The sequence below is a fragment of the Streptomyces sp. NPDC032721 genome, from assembly GCF_055579625.1.
On sequence record NZ_JBVIMX010000032.1, the window covers coordinates 1 to 21,354 of the forward strand.

General features: G+C 67.4%; 24 protein-coding genes. 12 read left to right on the forward strand and 12 right to left on the reverse strand.

Annotation, left to right across the window (positions count from 1 at the left end; all coding sequences use genetic code 11):
* The 7 genes from ACZ5PB_RS40110 to ACZ5PB_RS40140 form a co-directional block, all read left to right on the forward strand.
* Positions 1-328, forward strand: a 328-nt coding sequence (locus ACZ5PB_RS40110) for a POT-type proton-dependent oligopeptide transporter (protein WP_468698331.1), incomplete at its 5' end; no start/stop codon positions are given.
* Positions 329-338: 10 nt separating this feature from the next.
* The gene (locus ACZ5PB_RS40115) at positions 339-1,364 is read left to right on the forward strand and encodes a methyltransferase (protein WP_468698333.1); all 1,026 of its coding nucleotides are present in this window, start codon (positions 339-341) and stop codon (positions 1,362-1,364) included.
* Positions 1,361-2,956, forward strand: coding sequence for an FAD-dependent oxidoreductase (locus ACZ5PB_RS40120; RefSeq protein WP_468698335.1), 1,596 nt, complete (start codon positions 1,361-1,363; stop codon positions 2,954-2,956). Before ACZ5PB_RS40115 ends, ACZ5PB_RS40120 begins: the two co-directional genes overlap by 4 nt.
* Positions 2,957-3,068: 112 nt before the next feature.
* On the forward strand, positions 3,069-4,529 hold the full coding sequence (locus ACZ5PB_RS40125) for an MFS transporter (RefSeq protein WP_468698337.1): 1,461 nt from the start codon (positions 3,069-3,071) through the stop codon (positions 4,527-4,529).
* Positions 4,486-4,737: an acyl carrier protein gene (locus tag ACZ5PB_RS40130; protein ID WP_468698338.1), complete on the forward strand. Its 252-nt coding sequence runs from the start codon at positions 4,486-4,488 to the stop codon at positions 4,735-4,737. The genes ACZ5PB_RS40125 and ACZ5PB_RS40130 overlap by 44 nt, the downstream gene beginning before the upstream one ends.
* An 88-nt stretch (positions 4,738-4,825) precedes the next feature.
* Positions 4,826-6,100, forward strand: coding sequence for a cytochrome ubiquinol oxidase subunit I (locus tag ACZ5PB_RS40135; protein ID WP_468698340.1), 1,275 nt, complete (start codon positions 4,826-4,828; stop codon positions 6,098-6,100).
* Positions 6,097-7,059 carry a cytochrome d ubiquinol oxidase subunit II gene (locus ACZ5PB_RS40140; protein WP_468698342.1) on the forward strand — a complete coding sequence of 321 codons (963 nt, stop codon included), beginning with the start codon at positions 6,097-6,099 and terminating at the stop codon, positions 7,057-7,059. Before ACZ5PB_RS40135 ends, ACZ5PB_RS40140 begins: the two co-directional genes overlap by 4 nt.
* A gap of 17 nt (positions 7,060-7,076) precedes the next feature.
* On the opposite strand, the gene mppR is transcribed toward ACZ5PB_RS40140, so the two are convergent.
* Complete coding sequence (mppR, locus tag ACZ5PB_RS40145; protein ID WP_468698343.1) at positions 7,077-7,871, reverse strand: enduracididine biosynthesis enzyme MppR; 795 nt, start codon at positions 7,869-7,871, stop codon at positions 7,077-7,079.
* Positions 7,872-8,089: 218 nt separating this feature from the next.
* On the opposite strand from mppR, the gene ACZ5PB_RS40150 reads away from it, so the two are divergent.
* Both ACZ5PB_RS40150 and ACZ5PB_RS40155 read left to right on the forward strand, forming a co-directional pair.
* A complete protein-coding gene (locus ACZ5PB_RS40150) occupies positions 8,090-9,313 on the forward strand; it encodes a sensor histidine kinase (protein WP_468698345.1) in 1,224 nt (407 codons plus the stop codon).
* 19 nt (positions 9,314-9,332) lie between these two features.
* Positions 9,333-9,986 (forward strand): response regulator transcription factor, encoded by a 654-nt coding sequence (locus ACZ5PB_RS40155; RefSeq protein ID WP_468698347.1) that lies wholly within the window; start codon positions 9,333-9,335, stop codon positions 9,984-9,986.
* Between the two features lie 71 nt (positions 9,987-10,057).
* Here the strand turns inward: ACZ5PB_RS40155 and ACZ5PB_RS40160 are convergent, their stop codons facing one another.
* From ACZ5PB_RS40160 to asnB, 10 genes are all read right to left on the reverse strand, one after another.
* Positions 10,058-10,501, reverse strand: coding sequence for an enediyne antibiotic chromoprotein (locus ACZ5PB_RS40160; protein WP_468698348.1), 444 nt, complete (start codon positions 10,499-10,501; stop codon positions 10,058-10,060).
* A gap of 70 nt (positions 10,502-10,571) precedes the next feature.
* The gene (locus tag ACZ5PB_RS40165) at positions 10,572-11,225 is read right to left on the reverse strand and encodes a methyltransferase domain-containing protein (RefSeq protein ID WP_468698350.1); all 654 of its coding nucleotides are present in this window, start codon (positions 11,223-11,225) and stop codon (positions 10,572-10,574) included.
* A gap of 42 nt (positions 11,226-11,267) precedes the next feature.
* Positions 11,268-11,573, reverse strand: coding sequence for an antibiotic biosynthesis monooxygenase family protein (locus tag ACZ5PB_RS40170; RefSeq protein ID WP_468698351.1), 306 nt, complete (start codon positions 11,571-11,573; stop codon positions 11,268-11,270).
* Entirely contained in the window at positions 11,570-11,881 is a 312-nt protein-coding gene (locus ACZ5PB_RS40175) for an antibiotic biosynthesis monooxygenase family protein (RefSeq protein ID WP_468698353.1), read from the reverse strand. Before ACZ5PB_RS40175 ends, ACZ5PB_RS40170 begins: the two co-directional genes overlap by 4 nt.
* Complete coding sequence (locus ACZ5PB_RS40180) at positions 11,878-12,288, reverse strand: DUF1772 domain-containing protein (protein WP_468698354.1); 411 nt, start codon at positions 12,286-12,288, stop codon at positions 11,878-11,880. The genes ACZ5PB_RS40175 and ACZ5PB_RS40180 overlap by 4 nt, the downstream gene beginning before the upstream one ends.
* Positions 12,289-12,346: 58 nt before the next feature.
* Positions 12,347-12,802 (reverse strand): SRPBCC family protein, encoded by a 456-nt coding sequence (locus tag ACZ5PB_RS40185; RefSeq protein ID WP_468698356.1) that lies wholly within the window; start codon positions 12,800-12,802, stop codon positions 12,347-12,349.
* A 3-nt stretch (positions 12,803-12,805) separates the two neighbouring features.
* The gene (locus ACZ5PB_RS40190; RefSeq protein ID WP_468698357.1) at positions 12,806-13,135 is read right to left on the reverse strand and encodes a TcmI family type II polyketide cyclase; all 330 of its coding nucleotides are present in this window, start codon (positions 13,133-13,135) and stop codon (positions 12,806-12,808) included.
* 12 nt (positions 13,136-13,147) lie between these two features.
* On the reverse strand, positions 13,148-14,287 hold the full coding sequence (locus ACZ5PB_RS40195; protein ID WP_468698358.1) for an aminotransferase class I/II-fold pyridoxal phosphate-dependent enzyme: 1,140 nt from the start codon (positions 14,285-14,287) through the stop codon (positions 13,148-13,150).
* Between the two features lie 9 nt (positions 14,288-14,296).
* Positions 14,297-15,418: an enduracididine biosynthesis enzyme MppP gene (gene mppP / locus ACZ5PB_RS40200; protein WP_468698359.1), complete on the reverse strand. Its 1,122-nt coding sequence runs from the start codon at positions 15,416-15,418 to the stop codon at positions 14,297-14,299.
* A gap of 28 nt (positions 15,419-15,446) precedes the next feature.
* The gene (asnB, locus tag ACZ5PB_RS40205; RefSeq protein ID WP_468698360.1) at positions 15,447-17,288 is read right to left on the reverse strand and encodes an asparagine synthase (glutamine-hydrolyzing); all 1,842 of its coding nucleotides are present in this window, start codon (positions 17,286-17,288) and stop codon (positions 15,447-15,449) included.
* 194 nt (positions 17,289-17,482) lie between these two features.
* On the opposite strand from asnB, the gene ACZ5PB_RS40210 reads away from it, so the two are divergent.
* The 3 genes from ACZ5PB_RS40210 to ACZ5PB_RS40220 all read left to right on the forward strand — a co-directional run bounded on the left by ACZ5PB_RS40210 (position 17,483) and on the right by ACZ5PB_RS40220 (position 20,917).
* Positions 17,483-18,229 (forward strand): ABC transporter ATP-binding protein, encoded by a 747-nt coding sequence (locus ACZ5PB_RS40210; RefSeq protein WP_468698361.1) that lies wholly within the window; start codon positions 17,483-17,485, stop codon positions 18,227-18,229.
* The gene (locus tag ACZ5PB_RS40215; RefSeq protein ID WP_468698363.1) at positions 18,226-20,118 is read left to right on the forward strand and encodes an ABC transporter permease; all 1,893 of its coding nucleotides are present in this window, start codon (positions 18,226-18,228) and stop codon (positions 20,116-20,118) included. The genes ACZ5PB_RS40210 and ACZ5PB_RS40215 overlap by 4 nt, the downstream gene beginning before the upstream one ends.
* Before the next feature lie 277 nt (positions 20,119-20,395).
* Complete coding sequence (locus ACZ5PB_RS40220) at positions 20,396-20,917, forward strand: transposase (protein ID WP_468698365.1); 522 nt, start codon at positions 20,396-20,398, stop codon at positions 20,915-20,917.
* 105 nt (positions 20,918-21,022) lie between these two features.
* On the opposite strand, the gene ACZ5PB_RS40225 is transcribed toward ACZ5PB_RS40220, so the two are convergent.
* Entirely contained in the window at positions 21,023-21,178 is a 156-nt protein-coding gene (locus tag ACZ5PB_RS40225) for a hypothetical protein (RefSeq protein WP_468698366.1), read from the reverse strand.
* Between the last annotated feature and the right edge of the window lie 176 nt (positions 21,179-21,354).

A 21,354-nucleotide genomic window follows, 5' to 3' on the forward strand; every position in this document is an offset into this window, starting at 1 on the left:
GGTGTCTGCGGTGTGGCTGATCGCCATCTATCTGCTCCAGTCCTGTGCCGAACTGATCGTGGGCACCGCCGGTCTGGCCGTCACCGCCCAGGTGGCTCCCCGGGGAGCCACCAGCCGGCTGATGGGGTTGTGGTGGCTGGCCGGAGCGATCGGTGCCTTGACCGGCGGCCAGCTTGCCCGGCTTGCCCTGCCGACGGGCTCCGGTCCGCCGCCCGGCTACTTCCTCATCCTGTCACTGCTGCCCATCGTCGTGGCAATCGCCCTGGTGATCGGCCGCACGCGGATCGCCGCTCGCCTCACGTTCGAGGCACCGGTCCTTTCTCACTGATGGAGGTTCAATGACCACGCATCTGCCCGACCTGCCCGCCGAGCCCATCAGCGCCGAACCCCTGTGGCGTCTGGGCACCGCGTACTTCAGCCGCAAGACCGTGCTGACCGCCGCCGAACTCGGGGTGTTCACCACCTTGTCCAGCATCCCGGCCACCGCCGAGGAACTCGGCGATAAGCTTGGGCTGCACCCCCGGGGAACCAAGGACTTCCTGGATGCGCTGGTCGCCCTCGGCATGCTCATCCGAGAGCAGGACCGTTATCACAACACCCCGCTCGCCGAGCACTATCTCAACTCCGAACGTTCCACCTATGTCGGATCGTTTCTTTCTAAAGCCGATGCCCGCTGGAACCAGCTGGCTGAAGCACTGCGCACCGGTGAACCGCAGAACCGCTGGGGCTCGGGCCCCTCGATGTTCACCGAGCAGTACCGGACCACGGCCGCCTGGCGGGACTTCACCGCGGGGATGGACTACCTCAACGGCATGATCGGCCCGGTGCTCGCGGAGGCATTCGATTGGTCTTCAGTGGACTCCGTTGTCGACGTCGGTGGCGCCAGGGGCAATCTGGTCGCTGCGGTCCTGAGACGCCACCCCCATCTGACGGCAGGGGTTCAGGACCTGCCCGGCGTGCAGGCGGTGTTTGACGAGCACATGGCCTCACTGGGGTTGACCGGCAAGGTCACGTTCCATCCCGGTGACTTCTTCACCGACCCCATGCCGAGCGCCCAAGCCATCGTCCTCAGCCATGTTCTGCACGACTGGGGGGTGCCGGAGCGCAGGCAGCTTGTCGCCAGAGTCTTCGAAGCACTGCCTTCGGAGGGCCGGCTACTCATCTGCGACCCTATGATCAACGACGACCGTGCCGGTTCCGCGGGGGCCTTGCTTACCAGCCTCAACATGCTCATGGTGACGCCCCATGGCTCGGAGTACACGCTGGGCGAGTGCCGTTCGTGGCTGGCCGAGGCGGGTTTCGAGGACATCAGCGCCGTCCCGCTCGGCGCGCATAACACCCTGATGTCGGCTCGTCGCCCGTGACGCGCACGCATCGGGAGCACACCGAGGTGCTGGTGGTCGGCGGCGGCATCGTAGGGTTGTCGGCCGCCGCGTTCCTTGCCTGGCACGGCGTGCGCTGCGTACTCGTCGAGCGGCGTGCTGCCCCGTCGTCACACCCCAGGGCCAGGGGCATCAACCCCCGAGCCGTGGAACTGCTGCGCCAGATCGGGCTGGAGCCCGCCATCCGGGAGGCGAGCCGCGGCTTCGCCGACCACACCATACGGGCCCGGGTCGAGAGCCTCGCCGGAAAGGAAGTGTTCCGCGCCGACCTTCCGACTGACGACGGCCTGGACACACTCAGCCCCTCCCGGTGGGCACTGTGCGGCCAGGACAGGCTCGAACCGGTCCTGCGCGGCCATGCTGAAGCACTCGGCGCGGACCTGCGTTTCGGATCCGCGCTGGAGTCCTTCGAGCAGGACGGAGACGGCCTGGTGGCCCACCTGGGCGACGGGCGGCGGATCGAAGCGCGGTATCTGGTGGCCGCCGACGGTGCACACAGCCCGATCCGTCGGCACCTCGGCATCGAGATGAAGGGCACCCGCTCCCTCCCGCACCAGTTCAGCATCGTGTTCCAGGCCGATCTGCGAGGCCCGCTGCGCGGCCGGCGGTTCGCCATCTGTCAGATCCACAACCAGATGGTCGACGGCCTGCTGGTACACGACGACACGCTGCAGCAGGGCACTCTCTACCTCCAGCACACCGGCGGCGTGCCGCCGTACACCGACGAGCGCTGCATGGAGTTGGTGCGGGCCGCGGTGGGGGTGCCGGACTTGCCGACGCGCATTGTCGGCACGCAGACCTGGGAGCTGGCAGCGCTGCACGCCACGCGCTACCGCGACCAACGGATCTTCCTGGCTGGGGATGCCGCACACCTCATGCCGCCTGTCGGCGGCTTCGGCGCCAGCACTGGTATCCAGGACGCCCATAACCTGGCCTGGAAAATCGCGCTTGTACTGCGCGGCCGGGCCGGAGCCGCGCTGCTGGACAGCTACGAGGACGAGCGGGCGCTGGTGGCCGAGTTCACCGTGGACCAGTGCCTGCGTCGGGTGACCACGCGTACCGGGTTCGGCCGACCGAGCCCCGAGGCCGAGCTGGTCGACGATCTAACCCTGACGTTCGGCTACCGCTACCGCACGGGCTTGAGTAACGGGCAGGACGAGACAGCGCCCCTGGTGGTTCCCCCTGACGAGCTAACCGGACAGGTGGGTACCCGGGCGCCGCATCTCGCTCTGCACCCCCCGGGCTCCTCCACGCTCGATCTGTTCGGCCGGTCCTTCACCTTGCTGGCTGGACCCGCGGGTGGGGCCTGGGTCGAAGCGGCCAGCCGGGTGGCAGCGGAACTCAAAGTCGGCATCGCCGCCCGGACGATGACCGAGGAACAGGTGCCGGAAGGAGTCGCCGCGTGGTGCCACCGCTACGGCGTTGGCCCGGACGGCGCATCCCTGATCCGGCCGGACGGGATCGTTGCCTGGCGCCGGCGGTCAGCGCCCACCGCAGCAGAGCAGCCGGCCGCCACGCTGCGCACTGTGGTGCACGAACTGCTGGGTACGGCTTCGGAGCTGTACGGATCATGAGGCCAAGGTGGCTCCAACGGTGCTGGAAATTCCTGCAGTTAGCTGGCGAGGCGCAGATGTTCTGGTGGGTGCCGTACCCCTTGCCCGCACCGGACGACCACGAGGATGACCCATGACGCATACCCACACAGCCCGACCATCCGCTCGGCGACGCGGTCTGGCAGCGCCTCTCACGGCGGTGGTCCTTGCCCAACTGCTGGCCATGATCGACCTCAACATCACGGCCGCCGCACTGCCCGCCATCGTCAGGGAGTTTGGACAGCTGGACCTGTTCGCCTGGGTTACCACGGGCGCCGTGCTGGCCTCCACTGTGACCACCTCGCTGTACGGCAAGCTCGGCGACCTCTACGGGCGCAAGCCCGTGTTCATCGCGGCCCTGGTCATCGTGTCGATCGGCACCGTGCTGTGCGGGCTGGCCGGGTCCATGACGCAGCTCATCGTCTTTCGTGTGGTGCAGGGGGTGGGCGCGGGCGGATTGCTGGTATCGGCTTTCGCCGTATACGCCGAGCTGCTGGATCCACGGCAGCGGCTGCGCTACCAGGTCTACTTCTCCACCGGCCTCAATGGCTGTGCCGCGCTGAGTCCGTTCCTGGCCGGGCTCGTCACCGATGGCCTCGGCTGGCGCTGGACCTTCTTCCTGACACTGCCGGTCGCCCTCATCGCACTCGTCCTGATTCTCACCACTCGCCGTCTGGAGCACCCGGGAAACGGGGCACCGATCGACTACCGCGGTGCCGCGCTGCTCGGCGGGGCGTGCACCTGCCTGGTACTGGCGTCCAACTGGGCCGGAAGTACATACCCCTGGACTTCGCCCATTGTGATCGGCCTGTTCGCAGCCGCACTGATGCTGCTGGTGCTCTGGGTGCGTACCGAACACCGTGCGGTGGAACCGGTCGTGCCGCTGCGCTTGTTCCGCAATCCGGTGCTGGTCGTGGCGAGTCTTCAGGGCTTTTTGACCGGCCTGACGATGTTTGCGGCGCTCACCTTTCTGCCACTACTGCTGATGACCACGGGTGCCAGTGCCACGCGCGCGGGGGCCGCCCTGTTGCCGATCACCGTGGGAACCCTGATCGTCTCCCTCGTCGGAAGCCCGCTGATGGCCAGGGTGGGGCGCCCACAGGGGTTCGGCCTCGCGGGCGTAGCCCTGCTGACCGGCGGAACGGCGGCCCTGGGCGGCGTGGCTGTACTGGGCGCTGACGCGCCAGTGGGGCTGCTGACCGGGTGCACGGTCTGTTTCGGCCTGGGGCTGGGGCTGATGTTCCAGGTCTACTTGGTCGCGGTGATGAACAACGCACCGCGCCGCGACCTCGGTGCGGCCATCGGGGTGCAGTCCCTCAGCCGCCAGCTCGGCGGAGCCATCGGACTCGCCGTGCTCAGCGGAGTCTTCCGGCTCCGCCTGGACGGCGACGGGTACGGCCCGGCGGTCGGAGCCGTCTTCTTTGTCGCTGCGGCGTGTGCGGCGGCGGGCCTGGTGGCCGCCGTCACACTGCGGCTTCCGCCCATCCCCCACCAAGGAAAAGGAGTGCGAAATGAGTCAGTTCACGCTGGAGGATCTGCGTCGGATCATGCGTGAGGCGGTCGGTGAGGCATCCGATGTCGACCTCGATGGGGACATTCTCGACGTCGCCTTCGCCGATCTGGAGTACGACTCGCTGGCCCTACTGGAGATATGCGTACGGGTGGAGCGAGAATACGGGATCAATCTTGCCGAGGAGAGGGCCGGAACATCTCCCCGTGTACTCATCGACGCAGTCAACACCCGGCTCTCCGAGCGGGTTTGACCTTCAGTCCTTGCCCGGCACGGCGGGATGAAGCGGCCAACCGGCCAGCCTTCACCCCGCCGTGTCGGCGCGCGAGTTCGGAGCGACGATGGATCAACTGTTCTTATCGAGGCTGCAGTTCGCCACCACCACATCAATTCACTTCCTGTTCGTGACGCTGTCCCTCGGCCTAGTGGTGTTCGTGGCCGGTATGCAGACGGCGCACATGGTCACGGGAAAGCCGGTCTACGTCCGGATGACCAAATTCTGGGGCAACCTGTACCTGATCAACTACGCCCTGGGGATCGTCACCGGGCTGGTGATGGAGTTCCAGTTCGGTCTCAACTGGTCCGGCCTGTCCAAGGTCGCCGGCAGCGTCTTCGGCCTCCCCTTGGCAGTGGAGGCATTGGCCGCCTTCTTCATCGAGGCCACGTTCCTCGGGATGTGGATATTCGGCTGGAACAGGCTCAACCGGTGGGTCCATCTGGCCCTGATCTGGCTGGTCGCCCTCGCCGCATTTGCCTCGGCGTACTGGATTCTGCTGGCCAATGCCTTTCTGCAGAATCCAGTCGGCTACGAAATGCGTGACGGCACGGTCAGCCTGACCGATTTCGGTGCGCTGCTGGGGAACCCGAGCCTGATCGACGCGATGTTGCACATCGCCTCGGCGGCCCTCTTGGCCGGCGGCCTGTTCGTGGGGGGCATCAGTGCCTGGCACTTCCTCCGGCGTACGGTCGAGACGGACGTCTTCCGCCGCTCGCTGCGTTGGGGGCTGGTGGTGGCCCTCGTCGGGGTGTTCTCAATCATCCACTACGGCTTTCTGCAAGAGGTAGTCATCGAGAAGTACCAGCCGATGAAGCTCGCCGCCATGTACAGCGACCCGGACCGGATGGTGGCCGCCAGGGAGTTGGTCAACAGTCGCTTCGGACCTGGTGACTTCGCACCGCCCGGTTGGATCTCCGCTCCATACCAGATCATGATGAACAGCGCTTTTGTCATGGCGCTCGTCCTCCCACTCTGTCTGGTGCTGCTCCTGGTCAAGGACTGGCTGATACGACTGCGGGTGCCGTTGTACCTGCTGGTCGCGATGATTCCGCTGCCCTTCGCCGTGGTGATCTGCGGCTGGCTGGTCAGAGAGGTGGGCCGTCAGCCATGGACGGTCTACGGCCTGCTGAAAACCGAGCAGGCGGTCTCCAACGTCAGCACCACCACCGTGCTGGTCTCCTTCGTGTGTTTCACCGCGGTGCTCGCTGTGCTGGCTGGCATCGACTACTGGCTGATCGCCAGGTTCGCCCGGCAGGGCCCGGACGACACTCTGTTTGGAACAACCTTGGGATCTGCGCGTTTAGAACCGGTAGCCGACCGAGTGCGAGGGATGCGATGACCGCCGCTTGGACAGTCTGTCTGGGACTGCTCCTCGCCGGACACTTGATCGCTGACGGGTTCGCCCTCGGCACCGGCCTGCTGCTGCGCCGCCTGGGCCCCGACGAGCCTGCGCGCCGTGCCTTGTTAGGCGCGATCGGGCCCTTCTTCCTGGGCAACGAGGTGTGGCTGGTGGCTGCGGGCGGCGTGCTTGCTGCAGCGTTCCCACTGCTGGAGGAGCGGGTAGTCAGTGGTCTGTACCCGCTAGTTGTGGCAGGGCTGCTGATCTGGGTACTGCGGGATGTCTCGGTGTGGTTCCGCAGTCGGAAGGAGTCGGCCCGCTGGCGCGTGGCGTGGGACCGGGGTTTTGTCCTGGCGAGCGGGGCGTTCGCGGTTTTCTGGGGCCTGTTGGTTGGTGCCCTGTTCGGCGGTCTGCCCGCTGAGGGCAGGACCGTCGGCCTCGGCCACCTATTCGGCCCTTACTCCCTGCTGTGGGCAGTGACCGTACCCGTGCTGCTCGCTTCACACGGCGCCGTCTTCCTTGCCGTGCGGCTGTCAGGGGATCACCTTTCGAAGGCCGTTGCCATGGTCCTGCGGCTGCGGTGGCCGTCCATCGGGCTGCTGGCGCTCACTGTCGTCATGGGTATCGTGTTCGTGGTACCCACGCAGGCAGACGTGGTTCTTCCTGTCGGCGGGCTCGGTATCCTTGCTGCCGTCGCGCTGTGGCTCACGGGAGCTGTGCTACGCAAGGGCCGCTACGGGGCGGCACTGGCGCTCAGCTCAATAGCCACGGCCTCCCCCATTTTGATGCTCCTCGCACGCTTGGCCCCTGAGGTTCCCGAGACCCTGGCCGACGCGGCCTCACTCCAGGTGATGGGCACGTTCGCGATGGTGCTGCTGCCGCTGTTGGCGGCGATGCAAGTGTGGATGTGGTGGGTGTTCCGGCGGCGCGTGGACGCCGGGACCTCGGTGTTCTTCTAGGTGCGGGCGGCGGCCGCTCATGTCAGGCGGCGGCCGCCCCGTAGGGTCTCCGCGTAGCAGAAGGCATAACCGGGGCCGACTTCGACCGGGGCGAGCAGCGCCAGGTCGGGGTCGGCTGCGTCAATGCGGAGCGTGGCGGTTCCGGACCAGACCTCGCCGAACTCGACGTCGGTCGTCGTCGATGCCACCAGGTCATGCATCGGGGCCTCGCCCGGAACCCAGGCGGGAAAATACCTGCTGTGCACCAGAGGGACGGTGTGCAGGGCCGGGGGCCCGGCGGGGCCGGTCAGCTGCACACTTGCCTCCGCCAGCCGCCGGTCGTGGACGGCGAGGCTTCCCGAGAGTCGGCCGCTCGCGGCAGCACGCGGGCCCGCCCTACCCACGTGTACCTGGCGGGTTTGGTGGACGGAGCCGAACTGTTTGGGCATCCCTTGGATCCACCCCCGCATCATGGGTACCGGCCGGTCCACCCATGCGTACGGAGAGCGCGCCATGGGCTCGCCCCGGTAGGAGCAGGCCAGCAGGATGAGGAACTCCTTGAACTGGCAACGCACGGGGTCGGCGAGTTCGGCACCAGAGTCCGAGCACCACTGCCAGTCGGCGAACACTGCCGCGGCCGCGCCTGGGTCCGGCCCCAGCTCCAGTTCCGGGGGCAGAAACCGCCTGGCCGCACCAGGGTCCACGCGGAAGTCCACCATCACCACTTCTCCGGAGAAGTGCCACGGAGGTGGCGTGATCATTGCGGAATTCCCGGAAGGCGACAGGGGCAGCGTGTACCCCCGGAGTCCGGCCTGCTGTGTCAGGCGTGTCATGACCGCAGCCTAGGAACGCCGGGCAGCGCAGACAACGCCGCTCGAACTGCTCCCCAACTGCCCTGGAGGCGGTCCCCATTTGTTCTTTTGCCGCTGGGGAGCCTGCCGTCCCGCTGGTTAGTGTGGGCACCATGGGGAGCGGAAGGCGAGTCGAGGGTGGAGCTGCTGGGCCGTGGGAGGAACTGGCCGCAGCACGCTGGCGGATTCTGGGGTCGGCCGTGCCATGGCGCTCCGTCGCGTACCTCCTGACCGGGCCGGCCGTGGCAATGGTCTGGCTGGCCGGGGTGCTGCTCCTGCTCCTGCTGGGGCTGGTGACAGCCCCCCTGGTCATCGGAGTGTGGTTGCTGGGCCGCATCCCTGTGTGGACACGGAGGGTAGGGCACTGGGAGCGTGCCAGGCTGCGGCTGGTGGACCGGCGGTCGGTCGCCTCTCCGCGGTCGGTGCGCGGTGTCCGGGCGCGGGAACTGCTGGCCGACGCCGGGATGTGGCGCGAGACCGGACACGCTCTGCTGCTGTGCCTGTTGGCGCCGGTCGACCTGGCGCTGCTGCTGGTGGTCGGGGCGATGGTGCTCGGCCCGGCATCGGCGCCGCTGTGGAGCCTCGCAGCGGACTCCCACACCGTGAATCCCGCCTGGCAAACGGTAGTCGGCGATCCGGCTCTGGCCTGGTCTGTGGCCGTGTGCGGACTGCTGCTTGCGGTACCGGCTGCAGGAGTGGCCACCGTCGTCGCCACCGCGCAAGCGGTACTGGCCAGAGTCCTGCTGGCCCCCGCCGAAACGCGGGATCTGCAGCTGCGGCTGATCGAGGTGGACCGCTCGCGCGCCCGTCTGGCCGACGCGTTCGACAGCGAACGGCGACGGCTGGAACGGGATCTGCACGACGGCACCCAACAGCGGCTCACCGGCTTGGTCATGACTCTGGGCCTGCTGAAGCTGGAACTCGACGACACGGAAGACGAAGTGGGGACGCTGGCCCAGCGCGCGTACACCGAGGCACAGGAGATCCTGGGCGAACTACAGGACCTGGTGCGTGGTATCCACCCCGCGATCCTCACCGACCGGGGCCTGGCCGGAGCCCTGGCCGAGGCGGCGCGCCGCTGCCCGGTCCCGGTGACCGTATGCAGAGTCAACGGGGATGACAGGCCGCCCGGGGGCGTGGAGTCGGCGCTGTACTTCGCTGGGTGTGAGGCGTTGACCAATGTCGCCAAGCACAGCGGTGCCACCCGGGCCGAGCTGGCCCTGACTGCAGGAACGGCTCCAGGCGGACGGCGATGGCTGACGTTGCAGGTCAAGGACAACGGCCACGGTGGAGCGGACCCGGAGCGGGGGAGCGGCCTGCTGGGCGTGGTGGACCGAGTAGCCGCGCTGGGCGGGACCGTACGGCTGTCGAGCCCGGTCGGCGGTCCCACCGTCGTGCATACGGAAGTGGAGTGGACATCGTGACCGAGGAGGCCGAGTGGACGTGGTGATCGCTGATGATGCGCTGCTGCTGCGCGAGGGGCTGCGGCACATCCTCGAACGGTTCGGACACCGGGTGGTCGCCGCAGTGGGCGATGCGGAGGAACTGCTTACAGCAATTGCCGCGCACCGCCCCGACGTGGCGGTGGTGGACGTACGGATGCCGCCCGGCTTCCGCGACGAGGGGCTGCGTGCCGCCGTGCACATCCGCGGGAAGTGGCCGAAGACCGCGGTACTGGTGCTGTCGCAGTATGTGGAGCGCTCTTACGCCCTGGAGCTGCTGGAGCCGGGGAACGGCCGGGGCGTGGGCTATCTGCTAAAGAACCGGGTCGGTGATGTGGAGGAGTTCTTGGAGGCGGTGGAACGGGTGGCCGCAGGAGGCACCGTGGTCGACCCGGAGGTGGTGGTGCGACTGCTGGAGGACCGCAGAGACCGCGCTGCGCTGGAACGCCTCACCCCGCGCGAGCGTGAGGTACTGGCCCTTATGGCCCAGGGCAAATCCAACACCGCCATCGCCAGGGCGCTGGGGGTGACCGAGGCGGCGGTGCTCAAGCACATCAGGAATCTCTTCGCCAAGCTCCTCCTGGAGCCCGCCGAGGGGGAGCACCGCCGCGTGGCGGCGGTGCTCCACTATCTTCGAGAAGAGGACACCCCCTGACCGCCGAACCGCCGTTGCGGGCCGCTGGGCCCACAGCGACAGGTGGAACCGGGAGGGGCGCCCGGGGAAATTCAGGAGAAGGACAGGCGAACGATGACCCGCTGCTGGGCGGGGTCGTCCATGGAAATCGTGCCTATGCCCACCTCGTTGACAGCGGCGTCCACGTCGCCGACTTCCTGGCCGGTTTCCAGGTCGTAGCCCTTGAAAGCCTTCTCGACGGTGAGGGGGGTGCTGAAGGCACCGTTCTGGTCCACCGTCAGGATGACGTTCTTTTTGCTGCAGGCGAGCCGCTTGGTGAAGTCCATGTCGCACTCGGCGATTCCAAGCTTGCTCCCCGGAACATATCCCGTGCCGGAGACGGTGACCGTCTGACCGTGGGACAGGCCGGAGCTGGGGGTGACGTCGAGGTGGGGCGACGCGGCCATCGCGGGGCCCGCGGCCAGCACGGTGGCGCCCACGGCCATGGCGACGAACGCGCCGGCGCGCAGCGTCTTGGGATGGGTGTTCTCGAGCATGTTTGCCTCCTGGCTGTCGTTCAGGTAGTCCAACTCATCTGACAGAGTTGGAGGTTCATGGATGGGCCGGTCAGTCCTTCGTGAAGCAGAGGATGAAGGCGTCGCCCTGCTCCGCCGGGGTGTAGGCGGTACCGGCGTAGGCGTGGTATTTGTGGCGCTCGACCACGACACGGTCGAAATAGCGCAGATAGCGGTCGAGCATCGTGGCCGTGGACGCGGTGCAGGTCGCCTCCTCGGGCACCAGGCCCTCGACTGAGAACATCGGCACGAACGAGCCACCCCTGCGGAGTGCCCGCACTACCTTCGACATGAGCTCGTCCATGAGCTCCCGGTCCTCGAAGAGCGCCTTGGGCAGCTCGGGGTCGAAGAACACTCCGTCGTAGCTGTTGGGGGCGAGCTGGTCGACGTAGTCGAAGAAGTCGGCATGGACGATTTCCAGGGTCGCCGGCGAGTCCGGGTGCTCGGCTCTGAAGAGCCTGATGACCTCGGGATGCTTCTCGATCACGGTATGCCGGAACGTGTCCACGCGATCAGCGATGCGCAGCGCGGAGTAGCCCAGGCCGAGGCCGACCTCTAGGAATTCCCCGCCGCGCTCACAGAGCAGGTCGGCCGAGCGCCACATCAGCGCGCGCTCCCACCCCTGCATGGCCTGGATCTCGTCGATGTACAACGTCACTTCCCCGCCCGTGGATCGGACCAGCGTGATGTCGGGCTCGTTTGCCATCTCTCTCCCTGTGTCTACGTGATGAGCCGTTGTGGACCGGTTTCAGAAGGCGGAGAGCACATCGAATGTTTCGTACGGCTGTGCTCTCCTGGTGTCGAGATAGGGCCGGAGAGGGCTGGTGCGGCGATGACTACTGCTGTGCACCCAATCCTGTAGGTGGCTGTAGCTTTCCCAGTAACTGGTGACCATTACTGCGGTCTCGTCGTCACGGGATCGCAGCAGTTCGTTGCCCAGCAGCCCGGGTGTACCCACCAGTTGTTGGCTGATCCGCTGGTAGGTCTCGGCGAGGGAAAGCGACTCTTCATCCGGAACCCGGTACCAGAGGATCACTCGTACCCGCTCGCTCACCGGACACTTGCCAGGCTGTGGATACCGTGCATGATGGTCATGGAACCTCCCTGTCGGTACGGCTGGAGCCGTTTGCGGTTTGCGGTGTGTGCGCTGCTGATCTCGAACTCTCGGAATGTCGCCTCGTCGGCCCACTCAGTGAGCACGTAGTAGACGCCGGTTTCCTCCAGGCCCCTCAGCAGCCGCTGCCCCCAATTTCCCGGGTGGCGGGCGATGTCCTGGGCCACCTCCAGCCAGACACGTTCGAACTCAGTCTCGGTGCCGGTCCGTACCCGGATTTCCAGCAGGGCGTGAAAGGTGCCGGTCATCGGGTGTACACCGCCATCACTTCGACATTGCCGAGGAAGACAACCACCGCGAGGACTGTGCGAGCCATGTTCCACCTGCAGAAGGCCGTGCGAGGATCGCGCCGCGCCCAGTCCACCGGCAGTAGGTCCGGGTCCAGCTTCATGACCCTGCGCTTGAGCTTGGCGCTCCTGGTCGCGGAGATTACGATGATCGCTACGAGCGCCGTGGCCAGGATGGACAGCAGCGATCGGGACATGACGGTGGGGGCCAGGAACAGCAGGGCTGCGTCGCAGGCCAGTACCCCGGCGACCATGAGCGGTGCCAATGGATCAAAGCGAGGCGACCAGAACTGGTGCAGCCGTACGTACTCCCCGGCGGGCAGTCGCAGCATCCACGGCACCCCGCCGATCGCTGACCACAGCAGCATGCCCGCTACCAAGCCACTAAGCACGATGGAGATCTGTGACAGGAGGACACTCACGGGGTCAGCACTCCGTCGCGGTGCGTTCGACGATTTCCTTGATCCGCTTCATCTGAACCGCCGTGCCGCGATTGAGCCGGTCCGTCATGGCCGCGTCGTCAAACGGGGCGTTTGGTTTCATCTCGAAGTCCTGGACCCAGCGCAGCCGTACGCCCGCAGGTGTGTCCTGGTACTCCCAGAAAAGGTTCATGTACTTGAACCATCCGGTCTCGACGCGACGGCCGTGTACGGTGCCGGCGGCCTCGTCCTTGACTCTTTGCGAAACCCAATTCCACTGGTTTCCCTGGGAGTCAGGGTGCATGGTCAGTCGGAATCTGATCGTGTCGCCCTCTTCGGCGAGCACTTCCGTGGCAGCGTATTCGCTGAACAAGCGCGGCCAGGAAGGAATGTCGTTGGTCATCGCCCACACGAGGTCGGCGGGGGCGTGGACAAGGATCTCGTTGTCGGTGTGCCCTGCCATGATTCAGCTCGCCTGCCAGGTGTAGAAGGAGGTGGCCATGGCGTCCTTGGGCTCGCGCCAGCCCGTGTCGTAGGGCGAGATGAACTGCGCCAGCTTGGTGTTGATATCGCTGTAGAGCGCGGTACTTCGGGCCGTGTAGAGGTTGTCGGTGATGTCGCCGTTCGCTTCGACGAGGTGGAAGTACAGGTCGTGGAAGCGAAAAAGTGTGCGGCGTGAGACGCCGATTGCGTACGGCAGCTCCGTGCCGTCGGACTCTGCGAAGATCCCGGCTACCGAATCGGCGTCCGACGGGCGCATCCGAGCCACGATCAACGTCCTGTGTGCCTTTTCCACAAGGGGTCCTTCCTAGGCGAGGGAGTTCAATGCGGCCAGCCGGCGCCCGGCCGCCGCCAGTACGTCGGGCGGGTTAAAACTGAAGCTGAGGCGGGCGGCCGCCCCGGCCGGTGCTCCGAACCGCGCGCCGTCGGCCACTAGGACCCCGGCCCGCGCGGCCTCAGCGACGTCCAGATGACGCAGCCACAGGAAGAACCCGCCGTGTGAGATGCCCGGCCCGGTCCCCAGCGCGGTGGCAAGCGCGTCGCGCCGGTCCCGCAGTTCCCCGCGCAGCCACCGCAGGTGGGCGTCGTAGGAGCCGCTGCTGAGCAGCGTCGCAACGGCGAGCGAGGCCAGATGGTTGAGACCGCCGCCGCTCGACAGCAGCCCGTCGGCCGCGATCCGAGCGATCAACACGGGATCCGCGAGCATCCAGCCCAGCCGCAGCCCCGCCCCGAGCGTCTTGGCGAAGGTACACAGCCGGATCACTCGTGCGTAGCTCGCCATGGCGGCCAGCGACGGCGGTATCACGACCGGGTCGAGGTGCAGGTCGCAATAGGCATCGTCCTCGACGATGAGTAGGTTCAAGTCTGCTGCCACTGCTAGCAGCTCGCGCCGACGCCGCGCATCCACCAGCAGTCCCGTGGGGTTGTGGAAGGTGGGGATGAGGTAGGCGAACGCGATCCGCCGCCCGGCGGCGCGGTGCCGCCGGACCGCCTCGGACAGTGCCTGTGGATCCGGGCCCCGGGAGTCCGTGGCGACTGAGTACAGCTGTAGCCCGCAGTCGGCGAGGATACGCCTGCCGAGGTCGTAGCTGATGGTTTCGCACAGGACCACGTCGCCCGGCCGGGCGAGGACCGTGGCCAGCAGGTGCAGGGCATGAGAGGTCCCGGCTGTGATCAGGACATGCTCCGGTCCGCACGGGCTTCCTGCAGAAGCAGTGGCGCGCTCGGCGAGCGCTCGGCGCAGCGGCAGTACGCCTTGGTTTGCACCGTACGTCAGGGCGGCCGGGCCATACTCGGACAGTGCGTCGGCGTAGGCAGTTGCCAGCAGGCCGACAGGCAGCAAGTCGGGGGACAGGTAGCCGGTCGCCAGGTCGGTCGCCCCGGCGGGGGCGACCGACTGCACGATTCCCGGAACCCACCATTTCGGCAGGGAAGACGAGGTGTGCATGACGGTTGCTCAACGGGCCAGGAGGACGGAGCGCAGCTCGCGGGCGGCGACGCGCAGGGTGGTGTGGGGTCGGGCTAGCGCTAGGCGCAGCGAGCCTTCTCCTGAGGCCGGGTCGGCCCAGTGGAACTGGGTGCAGGGCAAGGCATAGACCTGGCGGTCGCGCAGCGCGGACCAGACCTCCGTGCACCGGCGCTCGCCCAGGTCCACACGCTCCACGCTGACCCGGCTGTCCGGGTCCGGAAAAGAGAGGTCCGGCACGTCACGGAGCGTGTCATGGATGATGCGGCGCCCCTCGGCAATGAAGGCGTGGAGTTCGCGGAGCCCGCCGGTCGCCGCGTCCACGGCGAACCGCTCGACCAGTGCCAGGATGAAGGGGGAGACGCCCAGCAGGATGTCCGAGTGGATTTTGGCTATTGGCAGCCGCAGGTGATCGGCGTACGCCAGCATGCCGATCTTGAGGTCGAGCGTTGGCCACAGTTTACCGGTGTCCTCGATGACGACCCAGCGGCAGCCGCTCGACTCCAGAACGGCGTAGTGGTCGTAGTGCGCCCGGTTGTCGAAACCGCGGAAAGACGTGTCCAGCGCCAGCACGATGTCCTTGGCCCGGCATTCCGCCGCCAGGGAGGCCAGCCGGTCTTCTTGGAGCACGCGCCCGGTGGGGTTGTTCGGCGTGGTGACGAAGACACAGCCGATCCCCGACGGGAGCGGTTTGCCCGCGTGCAGGGCCTCCTCCTCCAGGGGAACCAGCTGCAGACCCACACCGCGAAGGATGTCGGGGATGTTGTCGAACGTCGGGTGGATCAGCGCGACGGCATCGGTCGCGGTGACCAGCGACCTGGCCAAGATCTCCATGGCGACCGAGGAGGCGTAGCAGCTGAGCACACGCTCCGCCGGATAGCTGTGCTGGCTGAGCAAGTGGAAGAAGGCCCGGTGTGCCTCCCGCTCGAGTTCCTGGACTGGCTGGGCCGCGGCCTTCTCGAACAGCGTAGGCAGTTCGTCCATGATCCGCTGCTGCCCGGCGCCGAGCTCCTGGCGAGCGTGTCCATCGGCTACGTTGAGTTCACTGTGGAGCGCCATGTGCTCCAGCTGGGTCAGGTTGGCGGTACTCAGTCGGGCTGTGGGCTTGGTCATGTCTGCACCCCGTGGTGTGCGGCAGCGGTCATATGGCGATTCGAATCCGGTACTGGTCGAGCCACTGGTTGATCTGCAGGGCCATCTCTATGTCGGTGAGGTCCCGCCATGCCCGCCGTGGCTCGATCGGCTTGGTTGCCGCTGCGCGGGCCGCGTCGAGATCCAGTAGGGGCAGCACGGGCGAGGCCGGGTCGGCGAGCACCCGTTCCAGCTCGGCCTTGAGCAGCGGGGCGTAGGCAGGGTCACGCCCCGTGGGGAACTGGCTGGGCTCGCGTTTGAGCACCGAGGCGGGAAGCAGGTCGGCAGAGGCCGCCCGCAGCAAACTCTTCGGCTTCCCGTCGAAGTTCTTCATCTCCCACGGAACGTTGAACAGGTACTCCACCAGCCGGTGATCGCAGTATGGCCAGCGCAGTGCCACGCCGCCGGCTATGCTCGCGCCGTCGTCCAGCGCGCAGCCGAACTCCTGCCAGCCGCGCAGGTGCAGATACGAGATCTCTCGCATGCGGCGTGCCTGCGGGCCCTCTCCCGGCAGAGCGGGTGCCTGAGCCAGCTCGTCCCGGCAGGCGTCGGCGCAGTAGCCGGGAACGTCCAGCTCCTTGAGAAGATCCGGGCCGAACAGCCCGGTCCCTAGTCCCTGGGGCGGCAGATGGTGGGCGGTGGCGGCGATCCAGGGATAGGTCGGGGCGGAGACTACAGCCGGGTCGTTCATCCCCATGAAGGAGGCGAACACGGTGTCCGCCTGCTCACCGGACAGGACAATGCCCACCTTGTCGCTAATGCGCCGAGCCAGAGCCCGCAGCGAAGCGGGAAACTGCGGCGCCGCCACCGGCATGTCCTGCTGGGCCCGGATCGCGGTGCGGCGGAGTACGGGGTCGACCACAGCACTGCCGTCCAGCTCGACAAATTCGTGCCGGGAGCCGATGTGTTCGGCCACCTCGCGGGCATAGGGGGTGTCCTCGGCGGAACGCATCGGACCGCTGCTCTGGGACTGGCCGCCTGTGTAGCCAACCGTGAACGTACGCAGCGGCTCTGCGCCACGTCGGCGGAGTATCCCGGCGGCTAGGGCCGCCACGGTACTGGAGTCGATGCCTCCCGACAGCAACACGCCCAGGGGCTCGTTGGCGTCGAGCTGTCTGGCAACCGAGGCTTCCAGGAGTTCGCGCACCCGGCGCACAGTAGCTGGGAGGTCTTCGGTGTGCGGGGCGGCGGCCAGTTGCCAGTACAGCTGCTCGCTCGTGCCTGCTCGCTCGAACGTCACTGCCTCGCCGGGGCGCACCCGCCGCATGCCGACGAGCGGGGAGCGGCCCACCGTGCTGGTGAAGGCCAGCAGTTCGCGCAATCCGTCGGCGTCGACGACGGCGTCGACGAGCGGGTGGGCCAGCACGGCCTTGGGCTCGGAGCCGAAAACCATTCCGGTCCGCGTCAGGTGGTAAAAGAGCGGCTTGATGCCGAGCCGGTCTCGTACGAGCAGCAGGCGGTCGGCCACTGTGTCCCACAGGGCGAAGGCGAGTGCGCCGTCCAGATGGGCAGGGCAGTCCTGGCCCCACTGGGCATAAGCGCGGAGCACCACCTCAGCCTCGTCCCCAGTACGGAAGCTGTGCCCCAGGAGCCGTAACTCCTCACGCAGCTCACGACAGTTGGAGAGATCACCATCGAGCGCCAGCACCGTCGTGCCATCGGCCACCGGGACACTGCTCGTCGGCTCGGCCGCGGCGGTCCGGCGGCGGTGCCCGATCACAGCATTCCGGGTAGCCCAGACTGTCTCGCCGCCCGTGCCCCGCCAAGCCAGCGTGGCCAACTGGGTGAGCACGATGTGCCGGTCGGGAACAAGGTCGCGGTGGAAATCCACCCATCCTGCGATGCCGCCCATCCGTGAACTCCTCCACATGGCTGGTCGAGTGAGAGGTGTCCGACCGGGCACCCGCGAGGAATGCTGGCAGGAAGTGATCGGCGCGGATTCAAGGCTGGATCGGGCGGCGGGCGTGAGAGGGTAGCGTGCGCACTACCTCGAAGTTTCCGGCTTGCACCAGGGACTTCGACCACGGTTGTCGCTTGACTGGGGTCATGACCAAGACTCCTGTGGCGGACGCCGTCGAGCTGATCGACCTGCGCCGGATCTACGGCTCCGGCTCCGGGGCGGTGACGGCGCTGCGTGGTGTCAGCGCGTCCTTTCCCGCCCGCTCGTTCACCGCGATCATGGGGCCGTCCGGCTCGGGGAAGTCCACGCTGCTGCAATGCGCAGCGGGTCTGGATCACCCCGACGGCGGTCGGGTTCGCATAGGCGGGAGCGAACTGGGCGGGCTCTCCGAGCGGCGGCTGACTGAACTACGGCGGGACCGTGTGGGTTTCGTGTTCCAGTCCTTCAACCTCGTTCCCGCGCTGACCACGGCGCAGAACGTCACGCTACCGCTGCGGCTGGCCGGGCACCGGCCGTCGCTGCGGCGTACGGCCGAGGTGTTGGACCTGGTGGGGCTGGCGGACCGGGCCGGGCACCGGCCCGCCCAACTGTCCGGCGGACAGCAGCAGCGGGTGGCGATAGCCCGCGCGTTGATCACCGAACCGGAGGTGATCTTCGCCGATGAGCCCACGGGCGCGCTGGACAGCCGCACTGGCCGGGACATCCTGCTGCTGCTGCGGCGGCTGGTCGATGATCACGGCGCCACAGTGGTGATGGTGACTCACGACCCGCTCGCCGCCTCCCACGCCGACCGGGTGCTGTTCCTGTCCGATGGAGCCCTGGAGGGAGAACTGCGCTTTCCCACGGTGGCGTCCGTGGCCGCCCGGCTGGCGGACTTGGAGGACACCCGGTGATACTCGTCGTCGCATGGCAGACGCTGCGTGCCCGCCTCCCCGGGTTCGCGGGTGCGATCGTGGCGCTTGGGCTGGGCGTCGCCTTCACAGGGTCGGCCGTCTCGGTCCTGGTCGCGAGCGCATCCGCTCCCGAGCCGGTACGGCAGGCTGCCGCGGAGTCTGGAGCGCTGCTGGTGATGCTCGCGGTGATCGGTGCGTTCATCACGGTCTTCGTGGTGGCAGGAACCTTCGCCTTCACTGTGGCTCAGCGGCACCGGGAACTGGCTCTGCTTCGGGCGATCGGAGCGACTCCGGGGCAGGTACGGCGCATGGTCGTAGCAGAGGCGGCGTTCGCCGCAATACTCGCGTCGGCGGTCGGCGCGGTACTCACGGTGCCCTTCACCGCCGCGACGGCGGCGGTGCTGCGCGCCCGGAAATTGCTGCCCGATGGGTTCGAGCCGGGAGTATCAGCGGAGGCGCTGCTGGTGGCGTTCGCGCTGGGGATCGCCGTCGGGGTGATCTCAGCGGCAGCTGCTGCCCGCCGGGCCGCACGGGTGCGGCCCGGGGAGGCGCTGAGGGAGGCGTCGTTGGCCGACCCACCCATCGGCCGGGGCCGGTGGGCCGGCGCGCTGGCCGCCCTTGCCCTGGGAGCTGGCATGCTTGCCCTCGTGCCTGTGGTGCCCCCGGACGGAAAGATGCCGCTGACGATACTCGTCGCGCTCCCTTTGGTAGTGGGGTTCGCGCTACTCTCTCCCGTCTTCGCCTCCTGGGTCTGTGCGGTCATCGCCACGCCTCTGGTTCGCCTCACCGCGGCAACAGGACTGCTGGCCCGGGAAAACATGCGGCAGGCGGTACGACGTACGGCCTCGACGGCCGCGCCAGTATTGATCACCGTCGGGCTGGCTGGCTCGATGGTGGGCGGTACTGCTCTGCTGGGCCGTGCCATGGCCGCAGATGCCCGGCTGACCTGGCGCTCGGACCTGGTGGTCTCTCCAGGGCCGGAGGCACGCGGTCTTCCGGCTCCTTCCCAGATCACCGCACTGCAGGGGGTACGCGCCGTTGTTCCTGTCACCAGGGACGAGGTAGAGGTGCACGCCAACAGGACCGTGCGCAAAATCGCCGCCCTCGGCGTACGCCCGGAGGGCCTGGAGCAGGTCTTGAACCTGTCCCATGTGGAGGGCGATCTGCGGGCTCTGGGCGGCAATGGTGTGGTCGTCGACCGTGCTCAGGTCCGGACATTCGGCTGGAGCGTCGGCAAACCTGTACAGCTGACCTTGGGGGAGGGCAAGCAGACGGAATTCACCTTGGCTGCGGTCTTCGACGGATCGCCCCTGGGTGGCACCGTGCTGCTGCCCATGAACAGGGTGGCGGGCCGTACGGCCGTTCATGTGACGCTGCTACCCGGGACTGACCGAGAAGCCGTGGCTCGCGACATCCGCCAGCGCTGGAGCATGGCGCGTGTACAGGCCACCGACGAGGTCATGGCCACCGCGTCCAAGGCGCGCCAGGAAGGCATGCGGATTGGCGCCGTGGCACTGGCGGCTTTCGCCGTGGTCTACACACTTATCGCGGTGGGTAACACCTCAGTGATGGCCTTCGCGCTGCGGGCGGCCGAGTTCACGCGTCTGATAAGGCTCGGCGCGCGCCGAGCCCAGGTGCTGCGCATGGTGCTGTGGGAGTCACTGGTCACCGCCGCTACCGGCATCCTTTTGGGTGGGGCGGTAACAGGCGTCGCGGTGCTGGGCCTGGGGCAGGTGCTGGAAGGCATGGGGCTCGATATTCCCTTGGGAGCACCGTGGATAGAGACCGGCCTGGTCGCCCTTGCCTGCCTGGTCATGGTGACGCTCTCCAGCCTGGTCCCGGCTGCCCTGTCCCTGCGCCACATGCGGCGGGAGCGTATGGACATGTGAGTTGAGGCTTCTCGATTGGGTGCCGGGTCCTTTGAAGTGAAGGTCGTGGTTACTGAGCTTTCGGTCGTGATGTCGTGAGAGTGAGGCCGGTGGCTGCGAGGCAGCCGTCGATCACCTTGCTCACTACTTCGTGGTGCTTCAGCGCCAACGGAGGGGTTGTCCGAGGACGGCCGCCAGGATGGCTACTGCTGGGGCAAGCAGTAGCGCAGAGCTGCTGCCCTCTGCCATTGCGAGTTGTGCGAACACTGCTGCGCCGAGTGGTGACCTGCGGGCACAGTTGCAGGCCGCCGGCCACACCCTGGTGATCAAGCCGCCGCCGCTGCGCCACGCCATCCCTGGTGGCTTCACCATCGACGACTTCCACATCGACCCAGCGGTCGGCACCGCGACCTGCCCCGCCGGGCACACCGCCAACCTCGGCCAGGTCAAAGCGGACGGCGCCCGCACCGCCCAGTTCAAGCGCCTCTGCACCCACTGCCCCCTGCGCGAGCGCTGCACCACGTCCAAGACCAGACGCACCGTGAACATCCACCCCCAGCACGAACTGCTGGCCGCCGCCCGCCACCAGGCCGCCACCGACCCCGTCTGGCAGGACGAATACCGCCGATGGCGGCCGCCCGTCGAACGCGCCATCGCCTGGCTCGTCGCCAAAGGCAACCGCAGAGTCCCCCACCGCGGCGTCATCGCCAACAATATCTGGCTCCACCACCGCGCCGCCGCCCTCAACCTCCGCCGACTCATCACCCTCGGACTCACCCGCACCAGCAGCACCTGGCGCCTCACCCCGGCCACCACATAACGAAGAGGGGCCACCCGGCCCCACGGCCGGACAGCCCCATAACAAGATTTTCAGCAGCCTTCTAGAAGAGCCCCGGCGTGTCTGACACGCCGGGGCACACCGGAGCTACCGGTTGAGCCACAGGTAGAGGGCGAACTTCCCACCGTTGTACGGACCGCGGCACTGTCCGATGATGTTGTAGTAGTCGCGCATGTAGTTGGCTCGTGCGTCGCATGCGCTGCGGTTCGGGTATTCCCCGGCGTAGACCCACTGCCAGGTCATCACAGACGTGGCAGGGGCGGCGGTTGCGGATGTTTCTGCCTGAGCCGCCGCCGGCAGCGCGAGGGCGGTCGCAGCCGCAATCGCTGTCGCAGCAGCAGCACGTCGGATACGCATCTGACCTCCAGTTATCGAGATGACTGGACAGACGCTTCCCGGCAGGACGGCAGGTGTCCACA

Excerpts from the sequence above, each read along its gene's own strand:
- ACZ5PB_RS40225 (WP_468698366.1), bottom strand. The coding sequence starts at position 21,178 with ATGACCTGGCAGTGGGTCTACGCCGGGGAATACCCGAACCGCAGCGCA.
- asnB (WP_468698360.1), bottom strand. The coding sequence starts at position 17,288 with ATGGGCGGCATCGCAGGATGGGTGGATTTCCACCGCGACCTTGTTCCC.
- ACZ5PB_RS40160 (WP_468698348.1), bottom strand. The coding sequence starts at position 10,501 with ATGCTCGAGAACACCCATCCCAAGACGCTGCGCGCCGGCGCGTTCGTC.
- ACZ5PB_RS40140 (WP_468698342.1), top strand. The coding sequence starts at position 6,097 with ATGACCGCCGCTTGGACAGTCTGTCTGGGACTGCTCCTCGCCGGACAC.
- ACZ5PB_RS40180 (WP_468698354.1), bottom strand. The coding sequence starts at position 12,288 with ATGCTGCTGTGGTCAGCGATCGGCGGGGTGCCGTGGATGCTGCGACTG.
- ACZ5PB_RS40175 (WP_468698353.1), bottom strand. The coding sequence starts at position 11,881 with ATGACCGGCACCTTTCACGCCCTGCTGGAAATCCGGGTACGGACCGGC.
- ACZ5PB_RS40115 (WP_468698333.1), top strand. The coding sequence starts at position 339 with ATGACCACGCATCTGCCCGACCTGCCCGCCGAGCCCATCAGCGCCGAA.
- ACZ5PB_RS40165 (WP_468698350.1), bottom strand. The coding sequence starts at position 11,225 with ATGGCAAACGAGCCCGACATCACGCTGGTCCGATCCACGGGCGGGGAA.
- ACZ5PB_RS40125 (WP_468698337.1), top strand. The coding sequence starts at position 3,069 with ATGACGCATACCCACACAGCCCGACCATCCGCTCGGCGACGCGGTCTG.
- ACZ5PB_RS40210 (WP_468698361.1), top strand. The coding sequence starts at position 17,483 with ATGACCAAGACTCCTGTGGCGGACGCCGTCGAGCTGATCGACCTGCGC.
- ACZ5PB_RS40130 (WP_468698338.1), top strand. The coding sequence starts at position 4,486 with ATGAGTCAGTTCACGCTGGAGGATCTGCGTCGGATCATGCGTGAGGCG.
- ACZ5PB_RS40185 (WP_468698356.1), bottom strand. The coding sequence starts at position 12,802 with ATGGCAGGGCACACCGACAACGAGATCCTTGTCCACGCCCCCGCCGAC.
- mppP (WP_468698359.1), bottom strand. The coding sequence starts at position 15,418 with ATGACCAAGCCCACAGCCCGACTGAGTACCGCCAACCTGACCCAGCTG.
- ACZ5PB_RS40195 (WP_468698358.1), bottom strand. The coding sequence starts at position 14,287 with ATGCACACCTCGTCTTCCCTGCCGAAATGGTGGGTTCCGGGAATCGTG.
- mppR (WP_468698343.1), bottom strand. The coding sequence starts at position 7,871 with ATGACACGCCTGACACAGCAGGCCGGACTCCGGGGGTACACGCTGCCC.
- ACZ5PB_RS40135 (WP_468698340.1), top strand. The coding sequence starts at position 4,826 with ATGGATCAACTGTTCTTATCGAGGCTGCAGTTCGCCACCACCACATCA.